The sequence below is a fragment of the Streptomyces sp. NPDC002309 genome (assembly GCF_053593375.1).
The window spans coordinates 39,732-64,194 of record NZ_JBSFCI010000011.1; the positions used below are offsets into that span (position 1 = coordinate 39,732).

18 protein-coding genes and 2 pseudogenes are annotated in these 24,463 nt (G+C 71.2%); 16 read left to right on the forward strand and 4 right to left on the reverse strand.

Annotation, left to right across the window (positions count from 1 at the left end; translation table 11 throughout):
• The first annotated feature begins 18 nt into the window (after positions 1-18).
• A complete protein-coding gene (locus ACWCPM_RS11940; protein WP_450976011.1) occupies positions 19-219 on the forward strand; it encodes a DUF6191 domain-containing protein in 201 nt (66 codons plus the stop codon).
• A gap of 3 nt (positions 220-222) precedes the next feature.
• Here ACWCPM_RS11940 and ACWCPM_RS11945 read toward each other — a convergent pair whose 3' ends face one another.
• Positions 223-1,425 (reverse strand): PQQ-dependent sugar dehydrogenase, encoded by a 1,203-nt coding sequence (locus ACWCPM_RS11945; RefSeq protein WP_450976012.1) that lies wholly within the window; start codon positions 1,423-1,425, stop codon positions 223-225.
• Between the two features lie 109 nt (positions 1,426-1,534).
• Positions 1,535-2,533, reverse strand: a complete 999-nt coding sequence (locus tag ACWCPM_RS11950; protein WP_450976013.1) for an aldo/keto reductase — start codon at positions 2,531-2,533, stop codon at positions 1,535-1,537.
• A 76-nt stretch (positions 2,534-2,609) separates the two neighbouring features.
• Here ACWCPM_RS11950 and ACWCPM_RS11955 point away from each other — a divergent pair, with 76 nt between their 5' ends.
• The 7 genes and pseudogenes from ACWCPM_RS11955 to ACWCPM_RS11985 all read left to right on the forward strand — a co-directional run.
• Positions 2,610-3,560 (forward strand): 2-hydroxyacid dehydrogenase, encoded by a 951-nt coding sequence (locus ACWCPM_RS11955; RefSeq protein WP_450976014.1) that lies wholly within the window; start codon positions 2,610-2,612, stop codon positions 3,558-3,560.
• Positions 3,561-3,919: 359 nt separating this feature from the next.
• Positions 3,920-7,039, forward strand: a complete 3,120-nt coding sequence (locus ACWCPM_RS11960) for a putative bifunctional diguanylate cyclase/phosphodiesterase (RefSeq protein WP_450976015.1) — start codon at positions 3,920-3,922, stop codon at positions 7,037-7,039.
• A 238-nt stretch (positions 7,040-7,277) separates the two neighbouring features.
• Positions 7,278-9,128, forward strand: a complete 1,851-nt coding sequence (locus ACWCPM_RS11965) for an acetolactate synthase large subunit (RefSeq protein ID WP_450976016.1) — start codon at positions 7,278-7,280, stop codon at positions 9,126-9,128.
• Between the two features lie 21 nt (positions 9,129-9,149).
• Positions 9,150-9,674: an acetolactate synthase small subunit gene (gene ilvN / locus ACWCPM_RS11970; RefSeq protein ID WP_450976017.1), complete on the forward strand. Its 525-nt coding sequence runs from the start codon at positions 9,150-9,152 to the stop codon at positions 9,672-9,674.
• 119 nt (positions 9,675-9,793) lie between these two features.
• Positions 9,794-10,792, forward strand: a complete 999-nt coding sequence (ilvC, locus tag ACWCPM_RS11975) for a ketol-acid reductoisomerase (protein ID WP_450976018.1) — start codon at positions 9,794-9,796, stop codon at positions 10,790-10,792.
• Between the two features lie 281 nt (positions 10,793-11,073).
• On the forward strand, positions 11,074-12,663 hold the full coding sequence (gene serA / locus ACWCPM_RS11980; protein ID WP_450976019.1) for a phosphoglycerate dehydrogenase: 1,590 nt from the start codon (positions 11,074-11,076) through the stop codon (positions 12,661-12,663).
• Between the two features lie 173 nt (positions 12,664-12,836).
• Positions 12,837-13,214: pseudogene (locus ACWCPM_RS11985) on the forward strand (TetR/AcrR family transcriptional regulator); the annotation flags it as partial.
• Between the two features lie 30 nt (positions 13,215-13,244).
• Here ACWCPM_RS11985 and ACWCPM_RS11990 read toward each other — a convergent pair.
• Positions 13,245-14,423 carry a PucR family transcriptional regulator gene (locus ACWCPM_RS11990; RefSeq protein ID WP_450976020.1) on the reverse strand — a complete coding sequence of 393 codons (1,179 nt, stop codon included), beginning with the start codon at positions 14,421-14,423 and terminating at the stop codon, positions 13,245-13,247.
• Between the two features lie 165 nt (positions 14,424-14,588).
• Between ACWCPM_RS11990 and ACWCPM_RS11995 the strand changes: the two genes are divergently transcribed.
• Positions 14,589-15,515, forward strand: coding sequence for a proline dehydrogenase family protein (locus ACWCPM_RS11995; RefSeq protein ID WP_450976021.1), 927 nt, complete (start codon positions 14,589-14,591; stop codon positions 15,513-15,515).
• Between the two features lie 249 nt (positions 15,516-15,764).
• A complete protein-coding gene (pruA, locus tag ACWCPM_RS12000) occupies positions 15,765-17,396 on the forward strand; it encodes an L-glutamate gamma-semialdehyde dehydrogenase (RefSeq protein WP_450976022.1) in 1,632 nt (543 codons plus the stop codon).
• A gap of 77 nt (positions 17,397-17,473) precedes the next feature.
• Here the strand turns inward: pruA and ACWCPM_RS12005 are convergent.
• Positions 17,474-17,596 (reverse strand): annotated as a pseudogene (locus tag ACWCPM_RS12005) (GNAT family N-acetyltransferase); the annotation flags it as partial.
• Between the two features lie 375 nt (positions 17,597-17,971).
• Here ACWCPM_RS12005 and ACWCPM_RS12010 point away from each other — a divergent pair.
• The 6 genes from ACWCPM_RS12010 to ACWCPM_RS12035 all read left to right on the forward strand — a co-directional run bounded on the left by ACWCPM_RS12010 (position 17,972) and on the right by ACWCPM_RS12035 (position 24,459).
• Positions 17,972-18,103: a hypothetical protein gene (locus ACWCPM_RS12010; RefSeq protein ID WP_294004210.1), complete on the forward strand. Its 132-nt coding sequence runs from the start codon at positions 17,972-17,974 to the stop codon at positions 18,101-18,103.
• A gap of 181 nt (positions 18,104-18,284) precedes the next feature.
• Positions 18,285-19,328, forward strand: coding sequence for a 3-isopropylmalate dehydrogenase (locus ACWCPM_RS12015; RefSeq protein ID WP_450976023.1), 1,044 nt, complete (start codon positions 18,285-18,287; stop codon positions 19,326-19,328).
• A gap of 272 nt (positions 19,329-19,600) precedes the next feature.
• Entirely contained in the window at positions 19,601-20,689 is a 1,089-nt protein-coding gene (locus ACWCPM_RS12020; RefSeq protein ID WP_450976024.1) for a branched-chain amino acid aminotransferase, read from the forward strand.
• Between the two features lie 304 nt (positions 20,690-20,993).
• Positions 20,994-21,698 carry an urease subunit gamma gene (ureA, locus tag ACWCPM_RS12025; RefSeq protein ID WP_450976025.1) on the forward strand — a complete coding sequence of 235 codons (705 nt, stop codon included), beginning with the start codon at positions 20,994-20,996 and terminating at the stop codon, positions 21,696-21,698.
• Positions 21,695-23,407 carry an urease subunit alpha gene (locus ACWCPM_RS12030; protein WP_450976026.1) on the forward strand — a complete coding sequence of 571 codons (1,713 nt, stop codon included), beginning with the start codon at positions 21,695-21,697 and terminating at the stop codon, positions 23,405-23,407. Before ureA ends, ACWCPM_RS12030 begins: the two co-directional genes overlap by 4 nt.
• Positions 23,408-23,418: 11 nt before the next feature.
• On the forward strand, positions 23,419-24,459 hold the full coding sequence (locus ACWCPM_RS12035) for an agmatine deiminase family protein (RefSeq protein WP_450976027.1): 1,041 nt from the start codon (positions 23,419-23,421) through the stop codon (positions 24,457-24,459).
• Positions 24,460-24,463: the final 4 nt, after the last annotated feature.

The window sequence follows — 24,463 nt, forward strand, 5'->3', positions numbered from 1 at the left end:
CCGGCCGAGGGAGGCCTCGTGTTCAACCTCTTCGAGGAACTGTTCGCACCCGGCCGCAAGCACACCCGGGACGAGCAGAACCGACTGGAACTGACCCGGGAGGACGTCGGCGACAACGACCCGGGCCGGGGGCCGATAGACCTCGCGTCCGGGAAGGTGGTCGTCCGGCCCCCGGAGCACACCGAGGACGCGGAACCGAAGCCGAGGGGGCGGTGCTAGCCACTAGCTCACCTCCAGTTCCAGAATCCGGTCGTCCCCGTCCTCCGGGGACCCCCGGCCGTCGGTCTCGCTCGTCACCAGCCACAGCTTGTCGCCGCCCGCCGAGAGGACCGTGCGCAGCCGGCCGTGCTCGCCCTCAAGGAAGGACTGGGGGTCGGCGGACGCCTTCGTGCCGTCGAGGGGGATGCGCCACAGCCGCTCGCCGCCGAGGCCCGCCATCCACAGGGAGCCCTCGGCGTAGGCGATGCCGCTGGGGGACGCCTCGTCGGTGCTCCACTGGGCTATCGGGTTGCGGTAGCGCGAGTCGTCGGTTTCGCCTTCGACCTCGGGCCAGCCGTAGTTGGCGCCGAGCTCGATCGCGTTCAGCTCGTCCCAGGTGTCCTGGCCGAACTCCGCGGCGAACAGGCGCTGCTTGCCGTCCCAGGCGAGGCCCTGCACATTGCGGTGGCCGTACGAGTACACCGTCGAGTCCGGGAACGGGTTCCCCGGGGCGGGCTCGCCCTCCGGGGTCATGCGCAGGATCTTGCCGCCGAGCGACTTCTTGTTCTGGGACAGGCCCTTCTCGCCGCTCTCGCCGGTGCCCGCGTAGAGCATCTTGTCCGGACCGAAGGCGATCCGGCCGCCGTTGTGGACGAAGCCCTTCGGGATGCCCCGGAAGATCGTGTCGGGGGCGCCGAGCTGCCGGCCGGGGGGCTTGTCGGCGTCGAACAGCATGCGCACCACACGGTTGTCCGAGGCGGAGGTGTAGTACGCGTAGAGCATGTGGTCCGAGGCGTGGTCCGGCGACAGGGCGATGCCCAGCAGACCGCCCTCGCCCTCGGGCGAGACCCCGGGCACCTCGCCCAGTTCGGTCTTCTCTCCCGTCTCCGTGTCGACACGCGTGATCGTGCCCTCGTCACGGGAGGAGACCAGAAGGTCGCCGTCGGGCAGCGCGGCGAGGCCCCAGGGGCTGTCGAGGCCCTCGGCGACCGTACGCACGACCTTGACCGTGCCCTTGGCCGGTGGCGCGTCCTGTGCGGGCTGTCCGGGAGGGGACGACTGCGCCGTGGTACGACTCGGCGTCGCGGTCCCGTCAGCGGGGCCACCTGCCCCGTCGTCGGAGGAGCAGCCGGCCGTGAGCAGGAGGGTGGCCGTGGCCAGAGCGGCCGTCACAGCTCGACGTTGCACGATCATGGTCCCTTCGACGCGGCGGGTTCTCCTTGTCATACACCGCTCGCGCCTCCCAGGTTCCCGATCACGCGATCCCGAACCGGGGCCGGAGCCCCGCCGCGTCCCGAATCCCGTGTCCGGCCCACCGCGTTCGGTGAAGCGGTCCTCAGTCCCAGGACCCCTGGGCCACCGGCAATCCCGAGACCTCCGCCAGATCGTCGGCCGTCAGGCGTATTCGCCCCGCCCCGGCGTTCTCCGTCACCCACCGCTCCCGCTTGGCCCCCGGCACCGGCACCACGTGCCGTCCCTGGGCCAGCACCCAGGCCAGAGCCACCTGGGCGGGGGTGACGTCCTCGCCGTGACGGGCGGCGACGCGGCGCAGGCCCGCGACTATCGGCTGGTTGGATGCCATCATCTCCGCCGTGAAACGCGGATGGCGGGCGCGCAGGTCGTCCGGTTCGAAGCCCTCGCCCGGGGTCAGCGTGCCGGTCAGGAAGCCGTTGCCGAGCGGCATCGCGGCCAGGAAGCCGATGCCGCGGACCTCGCACCAGGGCAGCAGCGCGTCCAGCGCCTCCGGCGACCACACCGACAGTTCCGCCTCGACCGCGCTCACCGGAAAGACCTGCTGCGCCCGCTGCAACTGCCGGATCGTCGTGTCGTGCAGCCGCGTCCCGGAACGGCGTCCGCCCCGCGCGCCCATCGCGCACCACCCGAGCGCCCGCACCTTCCCGGCCTGTACGAGGTCGGCCATCGCGCCCCATGTCTCCTCGACCGGGACCTCCGGGTCCGCCCGGTGGAGCTGGTAGAGATCGATGACGTCGGTCTGCAACCGCCGCAGCGAGGCGTCGCAGGCCCGTTTCACGTACCCGGGACGGCCGTTGGCCACGATGTGCTGCTCGCCCACCAGCAGCCCCACCTTCGTCGACACGAAGGCGTCGGACCGCCGTTCCTTCAGCGCCCGCCCCAGCAGCAGCTCGTTGGTGAAGGGTCCGTACATGTCGGCCGTGTCCAGCAGCGTCGAGCCCAGGTCGAGCGCCGTGCGCACGGCCCGCAGCGACTCGTCGCCCCGCTGGCGTGACGTGCTGTACGCCCAGCTCATCGGCATGCATCCCAGTCCGACAGCCCCCACCGCGAGCGCCGCCGCGCCGATCGTCCTGCGCTCCACCTGCCCGTGACCCTCCCTCTCCTGGCCCCCCAACCTAACCTCCGTCCGGCACCGCGCCTCGCTTAGCCTCATGACCATGACTGCTGACGTGTGGCTGCCCATCCCGCCGGAGGACGTCGAGGGACTTCCGGACGGGCCGACGTACCGCTTCTGGAACGGGGGCGAGACCTTCCCCGCGGACCCCGCCGACTGCTCCTTCTACGTCGTCCCCTACATGAAGCCATCCGAGGTCGGCGTACGGCCCCTGCCCCGGATGACCTCCGTGCAGGTGGTGCAGACCCTCTCCGCCGGAATCGATCATGTCGAACCGGGGCTCGCGCACCTGCCACCGGGGGTGCGGCTGTGCAACGCGCGCGGTGTGCACGAGGCGAGCACCGCGGAGCTCGCCCTCACTCTGATCCTCGCCTCGCTGCGCGGGATTCCGGACTTCGTCCGGGCGCAGGACAGGGGTGAGTGGCGCAGCGGTTTCCGGCCGGCGCTCGCCGACCGGACCGCGCTCATCGTCGGCTACGGCTCGATCGGGGAGGCCATCGAGGACCGGCTCACGCCCTTCGAACTCGCGCGGGTCGTGCGCGTCGCGCGCTCGGCACGCACCACGGCGCGCGGTCCGGTGCATCCGCTCACCGAACTGCCCGCGCTTCTCACCAAGGCGGATGTCGTGATCCTCTCCACGCCACTGACCGAAACGAGCCGGGGGCTGGTGAACGCCGAGTTCCTGGAGCGGATGAAGGACGGCGCGCTGCTCGTGAACGTGGCCCGGGGGCCGGTCGTGGACTCCAAGGCGCTGCTCGCCGAGCTCGAGAGCGGCCGGATCACCGCGGCCCTCGACGTCACCGACCCGGAGCCGCTCCCGCCCGGACACCCGTTGTGGCAGGCGCCCGGCCTGCTGATCAGCCCGCACGTCGGCGGCCCCACGTCCGCGTTCCTGCCCCGCGCGAAGAGGCTGCTCGTGGACCAGTTGCACCGTTTCGTGAACCGCGAGCCGTTGCGCAACGTGATCCTTACGACGAGCGCGAAGGGTGCGTAGCACGGGCGGCGTGGGCGACGTGTGACCTGACGCGGGCACCCTCCGCGTTCGTACGGACGCGTTCCGTGCCGTGTTCTCGCTGGTGGTCACGGAGCGTAGAGAAGCTATGTCCCTGAGTGACGAGACTGGTGTATCGTCCCGACAGGGGCTGCGCCGCGCACCGTTCGGCGCCGGGGATGGACATTTCAGACGCGAGGGGGGCGACGGGCGATGCACGGCCTATGGACGAGCGATCCGACGAGGCGGGGCCGCCGACGGCGCCCCTGGCGCACGGCCCCGCGACGGCGCGGCCCGCACGCCGGCCATGGCGGGCACCACAACCACCACCGCAGGCCCAACAGCCGCAGGAAGCAGGCACAATGCGCGCCCCGGGACCCGAGGGACCGGGGAGTGGTACGCACCGGGAGGCCCCGGTGAACGCGCCCGCGCCGCCCACGACCACCCTCGACCAGGCGCTGCGGCGGCACCCCGCGGCGGGCGCTCTGCTGCCCCGGCCGCCGGCCGCCCGCGGCGGGTCGAGCGTGTACCAGCAACTCGTCCTGGCCCTGCTCTGCGCGGGCTACGCCGTCGGCTCCGCGGTCGGCTGGGGTTCGCCTCATCTCGCCCTCGTGATGGGTGACTTCGGGCTCAGTGCCGCTGCCGCCGCTGCCGCGGTGTCGTGCTTCGTCTACGCGCACAGCCGGCGCGTGCGGTTCCGCTCGGCCTGGCTGCTGTTCGCCCTCTCCTCGGCGATGGCCGCCCTGGGCAACGGGGTCTGGGGCTGGTACGAGGTCGTCCTGGGACAGACCGTGCCCAGCCCCAGCTATGCCGACGTGTTCTTCCTGTGCTTCGCGCCGCCCGCGATCGTGGGCCTGCTGGTCCTCGCCAAGCGGCCGGTGAACAAGGCGGGCTGGGTGTGCCTCTCCCTGGACGCCTGGCTGATCGGTGGCTCCCTGATCACGCTGTCGTGGAGCCTCGCCCTCGCCCAGGCGGCCAAGGGCGGCGGCTCCGGAGTCGCCCACGCCGCGCTGTCGCTGGCGTACCCGCTGCTGGACATTGCGCTGGTCAGCATGGTGCTCGCGCTGCACTTCCGGCGCTCGGGCGCCAACCGCTCGGCGGTGAACACGGCGATCGGCGCCCTCGCCCTGACCGTGATGTGCGACGCCCTGTTCACCTCTCCGCTGCTGCACAACAACTACCACTCGGGTCAGCTGCTGGACGCGGGCTGGTTCGCCGGCTCGCTGCTCCTGGCCTACGCCCCCTGGGCCACCAACCGCCCCGTGCAGGCCGGCGACGAGCCGCCCGCGCGCGTGGTGCACGAGCATGTGCCCGGACAGCGGGGGAGCACCCCACCGCACCCGCCCTCGCCGCAGGGCGAGCACGGTCGTTATGCGGCGACCCGGCCGCTCACCGGCTCGCTCGCCGCCCTCACGCCGTACCTGGCCGCCGCCGTCTGCACGCTCGGCATCCTCTACAACGTGCTCAACGGCCGCAGCGTCGACCGCGTCGTGCTGCTGACCGGCGGCACGGTCGTGCTCGCGCTGGTGGTGCGCCAGGGGATCATGCTGCTCGACAACATCAACCTCACCCAGGAACTGGCGCAGCAGGAGAACCACTTCCGCTCCCTGGTGCAGGGCTCCAGCGACGTCATCATGATCGCCGCACCCAACGGCATCCTCCGGTACGTCTCCCCGGCCGCCGCCGGTGTCTACGGACGCCCGGCGGAGAACCTGGTGGGCACCGAGCTGGCCGAGCTCATCCACCCGGAGGACCTCGGCTGCGTGGTGCACGAGGTGCGCCGCTTCCTCGCCGCCAGCCCCCAGGAGGAACCCACCACACGCATCGAGTGCCGCTTCCGGTCCGGCGACGGGGGCGCCTCCCGTTCGGGCGGGACGGAGAGCGGGGGAGGCTGGCTGAACGTCGAGTCGACCGTCAACCGGCACCACGGCGGACTGATCTTCAACAGTCGCGACGTCACCGAGAGGGTCCGCCTGCAGGCGCAGCTGCAGCACAACGCGGAGCACGACCCGCTCACCGACCTGCCCAACCGCGCGCTGTTCACCCGGCGCGTCCAGCAGGCCCTGTCCGGCCGCCGCAGCACCGACCGCGGCGCCGCCCTGCGGGGCACGGCCGTGCTCTTCATCGACCTGGACGGCTTCAAGGCCGTCAACGACACCATCGGGCACCAGGCCGGGGACGAGCTGCTCGTCCAGGCCGCGCGCAGACTCCAGGAGGCGGTCCGCAAGGGCGACACCGCGTCCAGGCTGGGCGGCGACGAGTTCGCGGCCCTGATCGTCGGCGACGGCGCCCGGGACCGGGCCGCCCGTGAACGGCACATCCTGGAGCTCGCCGACCGCCTCAGGGTGACGCTGTCCCAGCCCTACCTCATCGACGGCAACGATGTCCGTGTCGCCGCGTCCATCGGCGTCGCCTTCGCCGAACCGGGGCTCGGCGCGGGCGAGTTGCTGCGCAACGCCGACCTGGCGATGTACCGCGCGAAATCGGCCGGCAAGGGTCGTGTCGAGCTGTACAAGCCACAGATGCAGCAGGACGTCGTCCGCAAGGCCGAGCTGGCCACCCGGTTGCGGGCCGCACTGCACGACGGCGAGTTCACGCTGCTGCACCAGCCGGTGGTGCGCTTGGAGGACGGCCGGATCACGTCGGTCTCGGCACAGGCGCGCTGGCGGTCCTCCCAAGGGGTGCTGTTCACGCCCGCGGAGTTCCTGCGGGTTGCCGAGGACAGCGACCGCACGGCCGAACTGGGCCGCTGGGTGCTGGAGCAGGCAGTGGAGCAGGCCGCCGAACGCGCCGCGACCGGCCACGTCGTACCGGTCACCGTCCGGATGTCCGCCCGCCGGCTGCTGGACCGGTCGATGCCCCTCGGCTCCATCGAGGCGCTGCTGACCCGGCACGGGCTGCCGTCCGGCGGGCTGGTGGTCGAACTGTCCGACATCGATGCCAAGATCTGCCTGGACGATCTGGAGCGCCGCCTGGGCACCCTCAGGAGGCTCGGGATCCGGATCGCGATGGACGGCTTCGGCGGTGGCTGCCCGGCCATCACGGCGCTGCGCAAGCTGCCGCTGGACGTGCTGAAGCTCGACCGGGGGCTGGTCGAGGGCGTCGTCGAGTCCGCGCGGCTGCACAAGATCACCAGCGGACTGCTGCGTATCGCGGGCGATCTCGGCCTGCAGTCCGTGGCGGACGGAGTGGATCTGCCGGAGCAGGTCGTCGCCCTGCGCACGATGGGCTGCACGCACGGGCAGGGCATGGCCTTCTCCGGCCCCCTCGACGAGTACCGGCTGCGCCGGGCGCTGACTTCCGGCCGTTGTCCGGTGCCGCACGGGCCGGCCGAACCGGCCTTCGCCGGCGGCGGCACGGGCGGGTACAGCGCCGGGGTGACCACCGTCTTCGGCGGTGGCGCACCGGTGGCCACACCAGTGGGCACACCTCTCGCCACTCCGTTGCGCTCACATGATGAGACTCCCGTCCCACCTACTTGACAGTGGGTGCGCGCCGGGGGGAGGGTCAGTTCCATGCGCACCCGAATTCTCGTACTTGGACAGCGCGTCGGCTGAGCTGGGACCAACCGGAGGACGATCCGGGACCCCTGGCGACCACACCGGCGCGCTCCCCTCGCTTGCCTTACGGCACGAGGGGTTTTTTGTTGCACAGGCACCTTCCGTACCGCAGTCGCACACCGTACAAACCTCGCAAAAAACCCTCAGCATCGAGAAGAGAATGCCGATGACCGAGCAGGCCACCGGGGCCCATCACCCGCAGCCGCGGCCCCGATCCGGAGGACAGTCCGCTCCCGAGCACGTCACGGGCGCGCAGTCCCTCATCCGCTCTCTCGAGGAGGTCGGCGCCGACACGGTATTCGGCATTCCCGGCGGGGCGATCCTCCCGGCGTACGACCCGCTGATGGACTCCGGGAAGGTCCGCCACGTGCTGGTGCGGCACGAGCAGGGCGCCGGTCACGCCGCCACCGGCTACGCGCAGGCCACCGGCCGCGTCGGCGTCTGCATGGCGACCTCGGGACCCGGCGCGACCAACCTCGTCACGCCGATCGCCGACGCGCACATGGACTCCGTGCCGCTGGTGGCGATCACCGGGCAGGTCGCCTCCAAGGCGATCGGCACGGACGCCTTCCAGGAGGCGGACATCGTCGGCATCACCATGCCGATCACCAAGCACAACTTCCTTGTCACCAAGGCCGAGGACATCCCCCGGGTGATCGCCCAGGCGTTCCACATCGCCTCCACCGGCCGCCCCGGACCGGTCCTGGTCGACATCGCCAAGGACGCCCTCCAGGCGAGGACGACCTTCTCCTGGCCGCCCACCATGGACCTGCCCGGCTACCGCCCGGTGACCAAGCCGCACGCCAAGCAGATCCGCGAGGCCGCCAAGCTGATCACCTCCGCCAGGCGGCCGGTGCTCTACGTCGGCGGCGGCGTGCTCAAGGCCAAGGCCACCGCCGAGCTGAAGGTCCTCGCCGAGCTCACCGGCGCGCCCGTCACCACCACCCTGATGGCGCTCGGCGCGTTCCCCGACAGCCACCCGCTGCACGTGGGCATGCCCGGTATGCACGGCACGGTCTCCGCCGTCACCGCCCTGCAGAAGGCCGACCTGATCGTCGCCCTCGGCGCCCGCTTCGACGACCGCGTCACCGGCAAGCTGGACAGCTTCGCCCCGTATGCCAAGATCGTGCACGCCGATATCGACCCGGCCGAGATCGGCAAGAACCGCGAGGCCGACGTGCCGATCGTCGGGGACGCGCGCGAGGTCATCGCCGACCTGGTCCAGGCCGTGCAGAAGGAGCACAGCGAGGGGCACCGCGGCGACTACGAGGCATGGTGGAAGGACCTCAGCCGCTGGCGTGACACCTACCCGCTCGGCTACGACCAGCCCGAGGACGGCTCGCTCTCCCCGCAGCAGGTCATCGAGCGCATCGGCCGGCTCGCCCCCGAAGGCACGATCTTCGCGGCGGGTGTCGGCCAGCACCAGATGTGGGCCGCGCACTTCATCCAGTACGAGAAGCCGGCCACCTGGCTGAACTCCGGCGGCGCCGGGACGATGGGGTACGCCGTCCCCGCCGCCATGGGCGCGAAGGCCGGCGCACCCGACCGCACCGTCTGGGCGGTCGACGGCGACGGCTGCTTCCAGATGACCAACCAGGAGCTCACCACCTGCGCACTGAACAACATCCCGATCAAGGTCGCCGTCATCAACAACGGCGCCCTCGGGATGGTCCGCCAGTGGCAGACGCTCTTCTACAACCAGCGGTACTCCAACACCGTGCTGCACTCCGGCCCCGACGACGTCAACCCGCAGGCCCGGGGCACCCGCGTCCCCGACTTCGTGAAGCTGTCGGAGGCCATGGGCTGCTACGCCATCCGGTGCGAGGACCCCTCCGAACTCGACAAGGTGATCGAGGAGGCGAACTCGATCAACGACCGGCCCGTCGTCGTGGACTTCATCGTGCACGAGGACGCGATGGTGTGGCCGATGGTCGCCGCCGGCACCTCCAACGACGAGATCCTCGCCGCCCGGGACGTCCGCCCCGACTTCGGCGACGGCGAAGACGACTGAAGAGAGAGCTGAGTCAAGAACATGTCCAAGCACACGCTCTCGGTCCTGGTGGAGAACACGCCCGGCATCCTGGCCCGGATCGCCGCCCTGTTCTCCCGACGCGGCTTCAACATCGACTCGCTCGCGGTCGGCGTCACCGAGCACCCCGACATCTCCCGCATCACGATCGTGGTGAGCGTCGACGACCTGCCGCTGGAACAGGTGACCAAGCAGCTCAACAAGCTGGTCAACGTCCTGAAGATCGTCGAGCTGGAGCAGGCCCATGCCGTGCAGCGCGAACTCGTCCTGGTGAAGGTGCGCGCCGACAACGAGACGCGCTCCCAGATCGTCGAGATCGTCCAGTTGTTCCGCGCCAAGACCGTCGACGTCTCCCCCGAGGCCGTCACCATCGAGGCCACCGGCAGCAGCGACAAGCTGTCCGCCATGCTCAAGATGCTGGAGCCGTACGGCATCAAGGAACTGGTCCAGTCCGGCACGATCGCGATCGGCCGCGGGGCGCGTTCGATCACGGACCGCTCGCTGCGCGCGCTCGACCGGTCGGCCTGACGATGTGAGACGGGTGGCCCGCCGACACGGGCCGCCCGTATGGCGAGATCCCGAAGCTTCCCCTCCCTCCACCGTCATACGGTGGGACGCAACATCTGCACCCCAAGGAGAGACCCAAAGTGGCCGAGCTGTTCTACGACGCCGACGCCGACCTGTCCATCATCCAGGGCCGCAAGGTCGCGGTCATCGGTTACGGCAGCCAGGGCCACGCCCACGCCCTGTCGCTGCGTGACTCGGGTGTCGACGTCCGTGTCGGTCTGCACGAGGGCTCCAAGTCCAAGGCCAAGGCCGAGGAGCAGGGCCTGCGCGTGGTCACCCCGGCGGAGGCCGCCGCGGAGGCCGACGTCATCATGATCCTCGTCCCGGACCCGATCCAGGCCCAGGTCTACGAGGAGTCCATCAAGGACAACCTCAAGGACGGCGACGCGCTGTTCTTCGGCCACGGCTTCAACATCCGCTTCGGCTTCATCAAGCCCCCGGCCGGTGTCGACGTCTGCATGGTCGCCCCCAAGGGCCCGGGCCACCTGGTGCGCCGTCAGTACGAGGAGGGGCGCGGCGTGCCCTGCATCGCCGCCGTCGAGCAGGACGCCACGGGCGACGCCTTCGCGCTGGCCCTGTCGTACGCCAAGGGCATCGGCGGCACCCGCGCCGGCGTCATCAAGACGACGTTCACCGAGGAGACCGAGACCGACCTCTTCGGTGAGCAGGCCGTTCTCTGCGGCGGTACGGCCGCCCTGGTCAAGGCCGGTTTCGAGACGCTGACCGAGGCCGGCTACCAGCCGGAGATCGCGTACTTCGAGTGCCTGCACGAGCTGAAGCTGATCGTCGACCTCATGTACGAGGGCGGCCTGGAGAAGATGCGCTGGTCGATCTCCGAGACCGCCGAGTGGGGCGACTACGTCACCGGTCCGCGGATCATCACCGACGCCACGAAGGCCGAGATGAAGAAGGTCCTCGCCGAGATCCAGGACGGGACCTTCGCCCAGGCGTGGATGGACGAGTACCACGGCGGTCTGAAGAAGTACAACGAGTACAAGCAGCAGGACTCCGAGCACCTGCTGGAGACGACGGGCAAGGAGCTGCGCAAGCTCATGTCCTGGGTCGACGAAGAGGCGTGAGCCGCGGACGGCGGGGCCGGAGCGGACCGCTCCGGCCCCACCGCCCCACCCGTCGAACCACGGACGGGTGATCCTTCCGCCGAGGCGCAGGACGACCTGGGCGGCGCCACTAGACTGACGTGTACATACGCGTCAGGCCCACAGCGTCGTGCGTCTTCCACGCGGCTTAGCGACACCGGAGAAGTGCGGGCACGTGCCTCACCGCCCTTGTCCGGCGTCACTCCCCTCCACCGCCAGCGGCCGTCGGGACGGCCGTCCGCATGGGACTTGTGAGGACTCACGTGAGCTCGAAACCCGTCGTACTCATCGCTGAAGAGCTGTCGCCCGCCACCGTGGACGCCCTGGGGCCGGACTTCGAGATCCGGCACTGCAACGGAGGGGACCGGGCCGAGCTGCTCCCGGCCCTCGCCGACGTCGACGCGATCCTGATCCGCTCCGCGACCAAGGTCGACGCCGAGGCCATCGCCGCCGCGCACAAGCTGAAGGTCGTCGCACGAGCCGGCGTCGGCCTGGACAACGTCGACGTCGCCGCCGCCACCAAGGCCGGCGTGATGGTCGTCAACGCCCCCACCTCGAACATCGTGACCGCCGCCGAGCTGGCCTGCGGCCTGCTGCTGGCGACCGCGCGCAACATCCCGCAGGCCAACGCCGCGCTCAAGAACGGCGAGTGGAAGCGCAGCAAGTACACCGGCGTCGAACTGGCCGAGAAGACCCTGGGTGTGGTGGGCCTCGGCCGGATCGGCGCGCTGGTCGCCCAGCGGATGTCCGCCTTCGGGATGAAGGTCGTCGCCTACGACCCGTACGTGCAGCCCGCGCGGGCCGCGCAGATGGGCGTCAAGGTGCTGTCGCTGGACGAGTTGCTGGAGGTCTCCGACTTCATCACCGTCCACCTGCCCAAGACCCCGGAGACCCTCGGCCTGATCGGTGCCGAGGCGTTGCGCAAGGTCAAGCCGAGCGTGCGCATCGTCAACGCCGCGCGCGGCGGCATCGTGGACGAGGAGGCGCTGTACTCGGCGCTGAAGGAGGGCCGCGTCGCGGGCGCCGGTCTCGACGTGTACGCCAAGGAGCCCTGCACGGACTCGCCGCTGTTCGAGTTCGACCAGGTCGTCTCCACCCCCCACCTGGGTGCCTCGACCGACGAGGCGCAGGAGAAGGCCGGTATCGCGGTCGCCCGGTCGGTGCGGCTCGCCCTCGCCGGTGAACTGGTCCCCGACGCGGTGAACGTCCAGGGCGGCGTCATCGCCGAGGACGTCAAGCCGGGCCTGCCGCTCGCCGAGCGGCTCGGCCGGATCTTCACCGCGCTCGCCGGCGAGGTGGCCGTGCGGCTGGACGTCGAGGTCTACGGCGAGATCACCCAGCACGATGTGAAGGTGCTGGAGCTCTCCGCGCTGAAGGGCGTCTTCGAGGACGTCGTCGACGAGACGGTGTCCTACGTCAACGCCCCGCTGTTCGCGCAGGAGCGTGGCGTCGAGGTGCGGCTGACGACCAGCTCGGAGTCGCCCGACCACCGCAACGTCGTGACCGTGCGCGGCACGCTCAGCAGCGGCGAGGAGGTCTCGGTGTCCGGCACGCTCGCCGGTCCCAAGCATCTGCAGAAGATCGTCGCGGTGGGCGAGTACGACGTGGACCTCGCGCTGGCCGACCACATGGTCGTCCTGCGGTACGAGGACCGCCCGGGTGTCGTCGGCACGGTCGGGCGGATCATCGGCGAGGCCGGCATCAACATCGCCGGGATGCAGGTGGCGCGCGCGGCGGTCGGCGGCGAGGCGCTCGCCGTGCTCACCGTCGACGACACGGTGCCCTCCGGTGTCCTCGCCGAGGTCGCCGAGGAGATCGGGGCCACGTCGGCCCGGTCGGTGAACCTGGTCTGAGCCCGGCGAGGGGTCCGAGGGCCGTCCTCCCCGGACCCCCGCTTCGGGACATGCCGTCAGACGCCGGACGGGCTGAGCTGGTCAGCCCGTCCGGCGTCGTCGTCCGTCCGGCCCCTGACGGGCCGCAGGCCCACCGCTGCGAGCACCGCGGCTCCCGCCGGCAGGACGGCCCCGGCGAGCAGCCGATCACCGGTGCGCCCGGCTCCCTGGAGCGGTTCGGCAGGTGTGGGCGAACATGATCGGCACCCTGCGCGAGCCCGCTTCGCTGTGGGCGGCTCAGCATGGAGATCGTCGTCCGGGGCGATCAGCTTCCCGAGGTGCGCGAGCATCTCGCGCGGGCCCGGCGGGAGGCCGGACGCGGACTGATCCCGCTCATGGGCGGGCGCGAGGACGACCTGCCGGACGAGGCCGTGGACACCCTCGGCACGCTCTACGGCACGGTGATGACCGGGCTCATCGCCCTGTGGACCTTCGATGCGAAGACGGCGCCGACGGCGGAGCACCTCACCGAGGGGCTGCGCCGGGTGATCGCCGGGGCCGCGCGGCAGGACCGAGCGGCCGCGCCCGGGCGCCTGCGAGGCTCACAGCCGCGTCCCCTTCAGCACCATGTGCAGCAGCAGCCGGTCCTCCCCGGCGTCGAGGTCGAGTCCCGTCAGCTGTTCCACCCGGGAGAGCCGGTAGTACAGCGTCTGCCGATGGATGCCCAGCTCGGCGGCGGTGCGGGCGGCCTGGCCCGCGCAGTCCAGGTAGACCTCGGCCGTGCGGGCGAGTTCCTGGTGGGTGGGGGAGAGGAGCGGGGCGATCGCGGGGTCGTGGGCCGTCTCCGGGGGAAGGGCGGTCAGCAGGCGGTAAGGGCCGATGCGGGACCACTCGGCGACCGGACCGAGGTGCGGCTGGGCGAGGGCGGCCCGGGCGGCGGCAGCCGCCTCCTGCCAGGCCGTGCCCAGATCGGCGAGACCGGTCAGCGGATCGCCCACGCCGGCGCGCGCGCCCTCCCGCAGCAGCCGGTGCGCCGCCGTCAGGGCCGGGGTGCGCACGTCCGTGGAACGCAGCCGGACCAGCGCCGCGAGGCTCTGGCCCGTCGTACCCCACGGGATCGTGCACAGGGCCGTCGTGTGCGGCACCGCGCGGGCCGACGGGGCGTCCTCCGGGTCCGCCGACGGCCAGGGCGCCACGCACACCACCGCGTGCGGGCCCTCGCCGCGCGTGCCGAGGGCCGTACGCAGGGCGGCCACCGCCATGTCGCGCTGCCAGCCGCGCTCCGCGGTCAGCACGGCCCGCAGCTCCCTGGTGAGATCGGCGCCCGCCTGCGCCTCGTCGGCGAGCAGCGCGCCGATCCGGACGGTCACCTCCATGGCCGCCGCCAGCTGGGCGTCGGTGGGGCCGGGCTCGCCGTCGAGCAGCCAGACGTAACCGAGGACGACCCCCCTGTTGCGCACCGGAAGGCAGACGCGGCCACGGTGGACCCCGGCCTCGGGGGTGCGCGGGATCCGTACCGGGCCGGTCGCGCGGGTGATGCCGAAGCCCTCGAACCAGGCGCGGACCGCGGCCGTGGAGCGGCGGGTCAGGATCGAGCGGGCGCGGACCGGGTCCAGGGCGGTCGGATCGAGGTCGCCCTCGCTGTCGTACGCGCCGAAGGCGATCAGCTCGAAGTCGCGGTTCTCCAGCGTCGCGGGGGCGCCGAGGAGCTCGGAGATCTCGTCGACCAGCTCCTGGTAGTCATTCCGGTAATCGGCTGTCACCCGGGCATTCTCCCCCATTTCCCAGGGGTCTTCATACATCTGTCTGAGATCGGTGGAACGGATGCGTGACAGCTGTCGATGGCCCACGATCGAAGGGATCCATAGCTTTCACGGTGGTTCTCCGTGCCGTACCCGGACCGTCGGGTACCGGCCTTGTGTTGGGTTGTGTTCTGGAGGTGCCCCGTGCTGGGTCCCGTGATTCTGGCCGCGTCGCGCAGCGACCGCATGCGACGCCTCGTGACGGCGGCCCCGGTGACGAAACAGGTCGTCGACCGTTTCATCCCGGGTGAGCGGGTGGACGACGTCGTCCCGATCATCGAGGGCCTCACCGGCCGCGGCCTGGAGCTGACGATGGACGTCGTCGGCGAGGACATCACCACCCGTGAGCAGGCCACCGCCGCCCGGGACGCCTATCTGGAGCTGATCGACCGGCTCAAGCCGCTGGAACTGGGCGAGCGGGTCGAGATGTCCGTGAAGCTGTCGATGTTCGGACAGGCCCTCGAGGGCGGTCACGAGCTGGCGCTCGCCAACGTCCGCCCCGTCGTCGAGGCCGCCGCCGAGATCGGTACGACGGTGACGCTGGACGCGGAGGACCACACCACCCTCGACTCGATGTTCGCCATCCACGAGGAGCTGCGCAAGGACGTCCCGCAGACGGGCTGCGTCATCCAGGCATACCTCTTCCGCACCGAGGCCGACGCCCGCCGCCTCGCCGCGGACGGCAGCCGCGTCCGGCTGGTGAAGGGGGCGTACAAGGAGCCAGCCGAGGTCGCCTACCAGCAGAAGCACGAGATCGACAAGGCGTACGTGCGTGTCCTGCGCACCCTGATGGAGGGCGAGGGGTTCCCGATGATCGGGTCCCACGACCCGCGCCTCATCTCCATCGCCCAGGAGCTCGCGCACCGCGCCGGGCGCAAGCTGGACGAGTACGAGTTCCAGATGCTGTACGGCATCCGGAGCGAGGAGCACCTCCGGCTCGCCGCCGAGGGCCACCGGATGCGTGTCTACACCGCGTACGGCACCGACTGGTACGGCTACTTCATGCGCAGGCTCGCCGAGAAGCCCGCCAACCTGCAGTTCTTCCTCCGCTCGATGGTCGGCAAGAGGTGAGGCTGGATGAGCGGCGGCTGTCGGCCTCCGAGGAGTGTTCGGAGGCCGACAGCCGCCGCCTCACGGCCGGCTGAGCCGGACCCGGTTCCGTGAAGGAGCTACGGAACTCGTGACTCCGCCCCTGAGGGGGCTTCTCACGAGCCCGCCGAGGCGGGTTCGTGACGGTCAAGCCCTGACCGCTGTCGACCTTACGTAACTGCTTCAGCTTCGCCTGGCTGAAGCCCGAGAATCACTCGGAAGAGGTAACTCATGGACGCTGTGACCCAGGTCCCCACCCCCGTCAACGAGCCGGTGCACGGCTACGCCCCCGGCTCGCCCGAGCGCGCCCGCCTGGAGGTCAAGCTCAAGGAGCTGGCCGAGAACCCCATTGACCTGACGTGCACCATCGGCGGTGAGCGCCGGATGGGCGGCGGCGAGGCGTTCCAGGTCGTGCAGCCGCACAACCACAAGGCCGTGCTCGGCACCTACCGCAACGCCACCCAGCAGGACGCGCGGGACGCGATCGACGCGGCCCTCGCCGCCGCGCCGGCCTGGCGCGCGATGTCCTTCGACGACCGCGCGGCGATCATCCTGCGCGCCGCCGAACTCCTGGCCGGCCCGTGGCGCGAGACGCTGGCCGCCTCCACCATGCTCGGTCAGTCGAAGACGGCCCAGCAGGCCGAGATCGACACCCCCTGCGAGCTGGTCGACTTCTGGCGCTTCAACGTCGCCTACGCCCGTCAGCTGCTGGCCGAGCAGCCCCCGGCCAACTCGCCGGGCGTCTGGAACCGTCTCGACCACCGCCCGCTGGAGGGCTTCGTCTACGCGATCACGCCGTTCAACTTCACGGCGATCGCGGGCAACCTGCCCACCGCGCCGGCCCTCATGGGCAACGTCGTGGTCTGGAAGCCGAGCCCGACGCAGACCCACGCCGCCGTGCTGCTGATGCGCATCCTGGAGGAGGCGGGCCTGCCCAAGGGCGTCATCAACCTCGTCACCGGCGACGGCATCGAGGTCTCCAAGGTCGCCCTCGAGCACCGTGACCTCGCCGGCATCCACTTCACCGGTTCGACCAGGACCTTCCAGCACCTGTGGAAGACGGTCGGCAGCAACATCGAGAAGTACCGCACCTACCCGCGTCTGGTCGGCGAGACCGGCGGCAAGGACTTCGTCGTCGCCCACCCGAGCGCCGACCGCGCCGTCCTCAAGACGGCGCTGACCCGAGGTGCCTTCGAGTACCAGGGCCAGAAGTGCTCCGCGACCTCGCGCGCGTACGTCCCGGCCTCGATCTGGAACTCCGGCTTCAAGGAGGAGTTCGCGGCCGAGATCGACGGCATCACCATGGGTGACGTCACCGACCTTTCGAACTTCATCGGTGCCGTGATCGACGAGCGTGCCTTCGCCAAGAACAAGGCCGCGATCGACCGGGCCCAGGCCGACCCGAGCTGCACGATCGTGGCGGGCGGCTCGTACGACGACTCCGTCGGCTACTTCGTCCGTCCGACCGTCATCGAGTGCACCGACCCGGAGAACGAGGTCTTCACGACCGAGTACTTCGGCCCGATCCTCGCCGTGCTCGTCTACGAGGACGACAAGTACGACGAGATGCTCACGCAGATGGAGTCGGCGTCGGACTACGCGCTGACCGGCTCGGTGATCTCGGGCGACCGCGCGGCCACCGCCTACACCATGGACAAGCTGCGCTACGCGGCCGGCAACTTCTACATCAACGACAAGTCGACCGGCGCCGTCGTCGGCCAGCAGCCCTTCGGCGGCGGCCGCGCGTCCGGCACCAACGACAAGGCGGGTGCCCCGCAGAACCTGATGCGCTGGACCCTGACCCGCGCCATCAAGGAGACCCTGGTCCCGCCGACCGAGTACACCTACCCCCACATGGGCTGACATCTCGTCGCCCCCATGACCGGGCCAGGGCGCCTCTTCCCCCGAGAGGCACCCTGGCCCGCGTGCGTCCGGCGCGGGCGCGTGGGCATGCCGGGCAGATGGCGGCGGACCTCCGGGTCGGCGTTGAGCGCGGCCCAGGGCGCGAGGTCGGACTCCCGCCACTCGCGGAGCAGCAGGCGGGCGGTGCTGAGTGGGGGCATCGCGTCAACCTGACGGGCGTGGGAGGGGCAGGCCACCGAATTGCCCCTGACACCGGCCCCATGACCGCGCGTACCGTCCGCACCGCCGACTTCGCCGGCTCGGACCGGCGCGGTGGCGATGTCCTCCGGGAGAAGGGGCAGTTCAGTGCCGTGTGACGCAGTCGGCCGTCTCAGATAGTAGGAAGCCCGACTAATTGTGGAGACAGATGCGCCGTCCTCGCCTAGTTTTGTAGGAGCCGAACGTCTCGCCAGATCCAGCGAATGGCGGTCGTGAGCCGGACCCCGCGCAGGCAACCCCTGCGGTCCGCTCCCCGCCCCACCCGGCGTCTCGAAAACCCCTGCCGCACTCCCCGCATTCGAAGGAGTCGATTTCCCATGGCCGAGACGACCGTCCGCCGCCGAGTCCGCCACGTCTCCCGTACGAGTGACTCCGACCGTAAGAACGCCGCAGCCGCCCTCCAGCGCGCCCTCGACCGCCGGGACAACGGCGGCGAGACCGGTCACTGAGACCGGCTGCCCCATCCCCACGCGGGAGCCGCGCCCGACGGGGTGCGGCGCGGACACCTGGCGTCCGCGCCGCCCCCGATGCGGTCGGCGCGGTCGGCCCGGACCACGTCCGGGCGCCCGCACGCCGTCCGCATCGCGGACAGCGCATGTCATCTTCTGGGACGAGGAGTAGGGTGCCTGCATGTCTCGCAGCATCGATCTCGCAGTGATCCCCGGTGACGGCATCGGCCAGGAGGTCGTGACCGAAGGCCTGAAGGTCCTCTCCGCCGTGCTTCCGCAGGATGTGAAGCTGGAGACCAAGGAGTACGACTTCGGAGCCCGGCGCTACCACGCCACCGGTGAGACCCTCACCGACGCGGATCTCGACGCCCTGAAGCAGCACGACGCCATCCTGCTGGGCGCCATCGGGGACCCCGGCGTCCCCTCTGGCGTCCTGGAGCGCGGCTTCCTGCTCAAGCTCCGCTTCGCCTTCGACCACCATGTCAACCTGCGCCCGTCCAAGCTGCTGCCCGGCGTCGCCACCCCGCTCGCCGGTGAGCCGCGGATCGACTTCGTGGTCGTCCGCGAGGGCACCGAGGGCCCCTACACGGGCAACGGCGGCACCATCCGCAAGGGCACCGCCCACGAGGTCGCCACCGAGGTGTCCGTCAACACGGCCTTCGGTGTCGAGCGCGTCGTCCGCGACGCCTTCGCCCGCGCTCAGGCGCGTCCGCGCAAGAAGCTCACGCTGGTCCACAAGAACAACGTGCTCACCTTCGCGGGCCACCTGTGGACGAACGTCTTCGACAGGGTGGCCGAGGAGTACCCCGAGGTCACCACCGAGTACATCCACGTCGACGCGGCGACCATCTACCTCGTCACCCAACCCGAGCGGTTCGACGTCATCGTCACCGACAACCTCTTCGGCGACATCATCACCGACCTCGCCGCGGCCGTCTCCGGCGGTATCGGCGTCGCCGCGAGCGGGAACATCAACCCCTCCGGCGAGTTCCCCTCGATGTTCGAGCCGGTGCACGGCTCCGCGCCGGACATCGCGGGCCAGGGCAAGGCCGACCCCACCGCCACGGTCCTCTCCGTCGCGCTGCTGCTGCGCCACCTCGGCCTGGAGGGCGAGGCGACGCGGATCGAGGAGGCGGTCGCCGCCGACCTCGCGGACCGCGTCGGCAAGCCGGCCCGCAGCACCTCCGAGATCGGCGACGCGCTCGCCGTACGAGTAGCCGGCTGACCCCGCCGCGACACTCGAAGTCTCGCCGATCACGCAGACCACTCGACAGCCGCCGGGTCGCAATCCGCAACCGGCGGCTTTTCACTGTCCCCGCCGGGTGCGACCATCAACCCCTGGGCCGCATTCATGCCGTTTTCCGACCACGGCACCCGCGCGCGATAATCGAACGCGGAGCCGCGGAATGAGGGAATGCTCGGACGTCCTAGCACTGGCCACTGGCAGTATGGGCGCGAGCGCGGCCCGTCACTACCAACGGTGAAGGACAACCACTCATGACGACGCCCACGATCGAGCTCAAGCCGTCCGCCAACCCGCTTTCCGACGCGGAGCGCGAGGCCATCCTCGCCAGCCCCGGGTTCGGCCGCCACTTCACCGACCACATGGTCACCATCAAGTGGACCGAGGGGCGCGGCTGGCACGACGGACAGCTCGTCCCGTACGCGCCGATCTCCCTCGACCCCGCCACCCACGTCCTGCACTACGCGCAGGAGATCTTCGAGGGCCTGAAGGCGTACCGCCGTCCCGACGGTTCGGTCGCCACCTTCCGGCCCGACCAGAACGCCCTGCGCTTCCAGCGGTCCGCCCGCCGGCTCGCGATGCCTGAGCTGCCGGTCGAGACGTTCATCGAGGCCTGTGACTCCCTGGTCCGCCAGGACAAGGCGTGGGTCCCGGCGCACGGCGGCGAGGAATCCCTCTATCTGCGCCCCTTCATGATCGCCACCGAGGTCGGACTGGGTGTGAAGCCCGCCAACGAGTACCTCTTCATCGTCATCGCCTCCCCGGCCGGCGCCTACTTCCCGGGCGGCGTCAAGCCGGTCTCCATCTGGGTCTCCGAGGACCGCGTCCGCGCGGTCCCCGGCGGCATGGGCGACGCCAAGACCGGCGGCAACTACGCGGCCTCCCTGCTCGCCCAGGCCGAGGCGGCGGCCAAGGGCTGCGCCCAGGTCTGCTACCTCGACGCCGTCGAGCACCGCTGGGTCGAGGAACTGGGCGGCATGAACCTGTACTTCGTCTACGGGGACAAGATCGTCACGCCGGTGCTCACCGGCTCCATCCTGGAGGGTGTCACCCGCGACAGCCTGCTCGCCGTCGCCCGCGACCTGGGCTACGAGGCCGAGGAGGGCCGGATCTCCGTCGAGGAGTGGCAGCGCGACGCCGCTAACGGCAGCCTCACCGAGGTCTTCGCGTGCGGTACGGCCGCCGTGATCACGCCGGTCGGCACGGTCAAGCGCGCGTCCGGCGAGTGGCAGCAGTCGGGCGAGGAGCCCGGTGAGGTCACCCTGCGCCTGCGCCAGGCCCTCCTGGACATCCAGCGCGGCACTGCCGAGGACACGCACGGCTGGATGCACCCCCTGGCCTGACCGGGCGGGTCACCCCCGGCGCCACGTCCGTACCCGGCGCCGGGGTGCGCCGCGCCGGGTCGCGGACGCCGGCACCGCGTCCCCGCTTCGGCCCGAACGGCCTCGCCCTCGATCGACGCGCGCGGCGGCGAGGGCGTCCGGGCCGAGCACCGCGCGGGCGATGTTCGAGCCGGAGATGTTTGAGCAGTGTTCGATGTGAGCTTCTTCCTCCGTGGCGCGTGTCGCGTCGCGGACGTTTCCCTTGCGGGACTCTCCTGTTTAGAGTGATGCTCTAAAGCGGTGACCGCAAGGAGGCTCCCGCGTCATGAGACTGACTCCCACGGAACGTGACCGGCTGCTGCTCTTCTCGGCCGCGGAGCTGGCCCGGTCCCGCAAGGCCCGCGGCCTGAGGCTGAACGTGCCGGAGGCCACCGCGCTCATCGCGGACACCGTCTGCGAGGCGGCCCGCGACGGCGCCCGGCTCGCCGAGGCCGTCGAGCGCGCCCGCGCGGTGCTCGGCCCGGACGACGTCCTGCCGGGCGTCGCCGACATCGTCACCGAGGTGCACGTCGAGGCCGTCTTCGACGACGGTTCACGGCTCGCGGTCGTGTCCGCGCCGATCGGCGGCCGGCTGGGCGAGCGGGCGCCGGGCGCGCTGCTGCCGGGGCCCGGGCACACCGAACCCGAGGCGGTGGTGCGGCTGACCGTCACCAACACGGCGACCGTGCCCGTCTCCGTGACCTCCCACTTCCACTTCTTCGAGGCCAACCCGCGGCTGGACTTCGCTCGGGCCGACGCCTACGGGATGCGGCTCGCGGTGCCCGCCGGGTCGTCCGTGCGCTTCGGGCCGGGGGAGAGCCGGGAGGTCGGGCTCGTCCCGATCGGCGGCGAGCGGATCGCGATCGGCTTCGCCGGACTGGTCGACGGCCCGCTGGACGCGCCGGGGGCTAAGGAGGAGGCGCTGCGACGGGCCGCCGCCTGCGGCTATCTGGGCACCACGGCGCCGTCACCGGAAGGGGGCGGGCGATGAGCCGCTCGAAGGGACGGGAGATCAGTGAGTCCGTCCACGTGGACCCGCACGCCTACGCCGCCACGCACGGCCCGCGCGCCGGCGACCGGATCCGCCTCGGCGACTCCGGCCTGACGATCCGGGTGGGGTCCGACTCCCAGCGGTACGGCGACGAGTTCCTCGCCGGCTTCGGCAAGACCGCCCGCGACGGGCTGCACCTCAAGGCCGCCGCCGTCCGCGACACCTGTGACGTCGTGATCAGCAACGTCGTCGTGATCGACGCGGTGCAGGGCATCCGCAAGGTGTCCATCGGCATCCGGGAGGGCCGGATCAGCGCGATCGGGCGGGCCGGGAACCCCGACACCCTCGACGGGGTCGACGTCGTGGTCGGCACGGGCACGTCGATCGTCTCCGGAGAGGGCCTGATCGCCACCGCCGGGGCCGTGGACACCCACGTCCATCTGCTGTCGCCCCGCGTCATGGAGGCGTCCCTGGCGTCCGGCGTGACCACGATCATCGGCCAGGAGTTCGGACCGGTGTGGGGGGTCGGCGTCAACTCCCCCTGGGCACTGAAGCACGCGTTCGGCGCCTTCGACGCCTGGCCGGTCAACATCGGTTTCCTCGGCCGGGGTTCGTCCTCCCACGAGGCCCCGCTGATCGAGGCGCTGGCCGAGGGCGGCGCGAGCGGCTTCAAGGTGCACGAGGACATGGGCGCCCACACCCGCGCCCTCGACACCGCGCTGCGCGTCGCCGAGGAGCACGACGTCCAGGTCGCCCTGCACAGCGACGGTCTGAACGAATGCCTCTCGGTGGAGGACACCCTGCGCGTCCTGGAGGGCCGCACCATCCACGCGTTCCACATCGAGGGCTGCGGCGGCGGGCACGTCCCGAACGTGCTGAAGATGGCCGGGGTGCCCCATGTCATCGGCTCCTCCACCAACCCGACCCTGCCCTTCGGCCGGGACGCGGTCGCCGAGCACTACGGCATGATCGTCTCCGTCCACGACCTCAAGACCGACCTGCCGGGCGACGCCGCCATGGCCCGCGACCGCATCCGCGCCGGGACGATGGGCGCCGAGGACGTGCTGCACGACCTGGGCGCCATCGGCATCACCTCGTCGGACGCGCAGGGCATGGGGCGCGCGGGCGAGACGGTCCGCCGTACGTTCGCCATGGCCGGGAAGATGAAGGCCGAGTTCGGCGCCCCGGACGAGCACGACAACGAACGCGTCCTGCGGTACATGGCCAAGCTGACCATCAACCCGGCCGTCGCGCACGGCCTCGCGCACGAGGTCGGGTCGATCGAGGTCGGCAAGCTCGCCGACCTGGTGCTGTGGCGGCCCGAGTACTTCGGCGCCAAGCCGCAGCTCGTGCTGAAGTCCGGCTTCCCGGCGTACGGCGTGGTGGGCGACCCCAACGCGGCCACCGACACCTGCGAACCCCTCGTGCTGGGACCGCAGTTCGGCGCGCACGGCGCCACACCCGCCGACATCTCCGTCGCGTTCGTCGCCCGGGCCGCCCTGGACCAGGGCCACGACACGATGCCGACCCGCCGACGCAGGGTCGCCGTGCGCGGCACCCGCGGGATCGGCCCGGCCGACCTGCTCCTGAACTCCCGTACAGGGCAGGTCGATGTCGACCCGCGCACCGGACTGGTCACCCTCGACGGCGACCCGCTGCGCTCCGAACCGGCCGAGTCCGTCTCCCTCAACCGTCTGTACTTCCTCTGAGGACCGGCGAGATGACCACACCCGCAGCCGACGGCTACCGCATGCCCGCCGAGTGGACCCCGCACGAGCGGACCTGGATGGCGTGGCCGGGCCCGAACCCCACCTTCGACGACCCCGGGGACCTCGCCGCCGCCCGGGCCGCCTGGGCCGCGGTGGCCCGCGCGATCCGCCGCTTCGAGCCGGTGACGGTGGTGTGCGGTCCCGGGCAGTCGGAGCAGGCCCGCACCCTGCTGGGCGAGGGCGTCGCAACGGTCGAACGCGACCTCGACGACGCGTGGATGCGCGACATCGGCCCCACGTTCCTGACCGGCGGTGCCGGTGAACTGGCCGCCGTGGACTGGACGTTCAACGGCTGGGGCGCCCAGGAGTGGGCCCGCTGGGAGCACGACGCGAAGATCGGCGGATATGTCGCGGACCTCGCGGGCGCGAAGACGTACGCCTCGCGGCTCGTCAACGAGGGCGGCGCGATCCATGTCGACGGCGAGGGCACGGTCCTGCTGACGGAGACGGTCCAGCTCGGCCCCGAGCGCAACCCGGGCTGGACGCGCGAGGAGGTCGAGGCCGAGATCCACGCCCACCTCGGCACCCGCAAGGCGCTCTGGCTGCCCCGCGGCCTCACCGGGGACTACCCTCCCCACGGTTTCGGCACCCTCGGCCACGTCGACATCGTCGCCGCCTTCGCCCGCCCCGGCGTCGTGGTCGCCCACCACCAGCCCGACCCCGCGCACCCCGACCACGAGGTCACCAAGGAGGTGATCGGCCGCCTCCGGTCGGCCACCGACGCCCGCGGCCGGGCGCTGGAGGTCGTCGAGGTCCCCGCCCCGACCGTCCTGGAGGCCGACGGACACTGGGCCGACTACTCCTACATCAACCACTACCTCTGCAACGGCGGCGTCGTGCTGTGCGCCTTCGACGACCCGCGCGACGAACTGGCCGCGGGCGTCTTCCACCGCCTGTTCCCCGAGCGCACGGTGACCCTGGTGGACGCCCGTACGATCTTCGCGGGGGGCGGAGGCATCCACTGCATCACCCAGCAGCAGCCGAGGATCTAGGAGC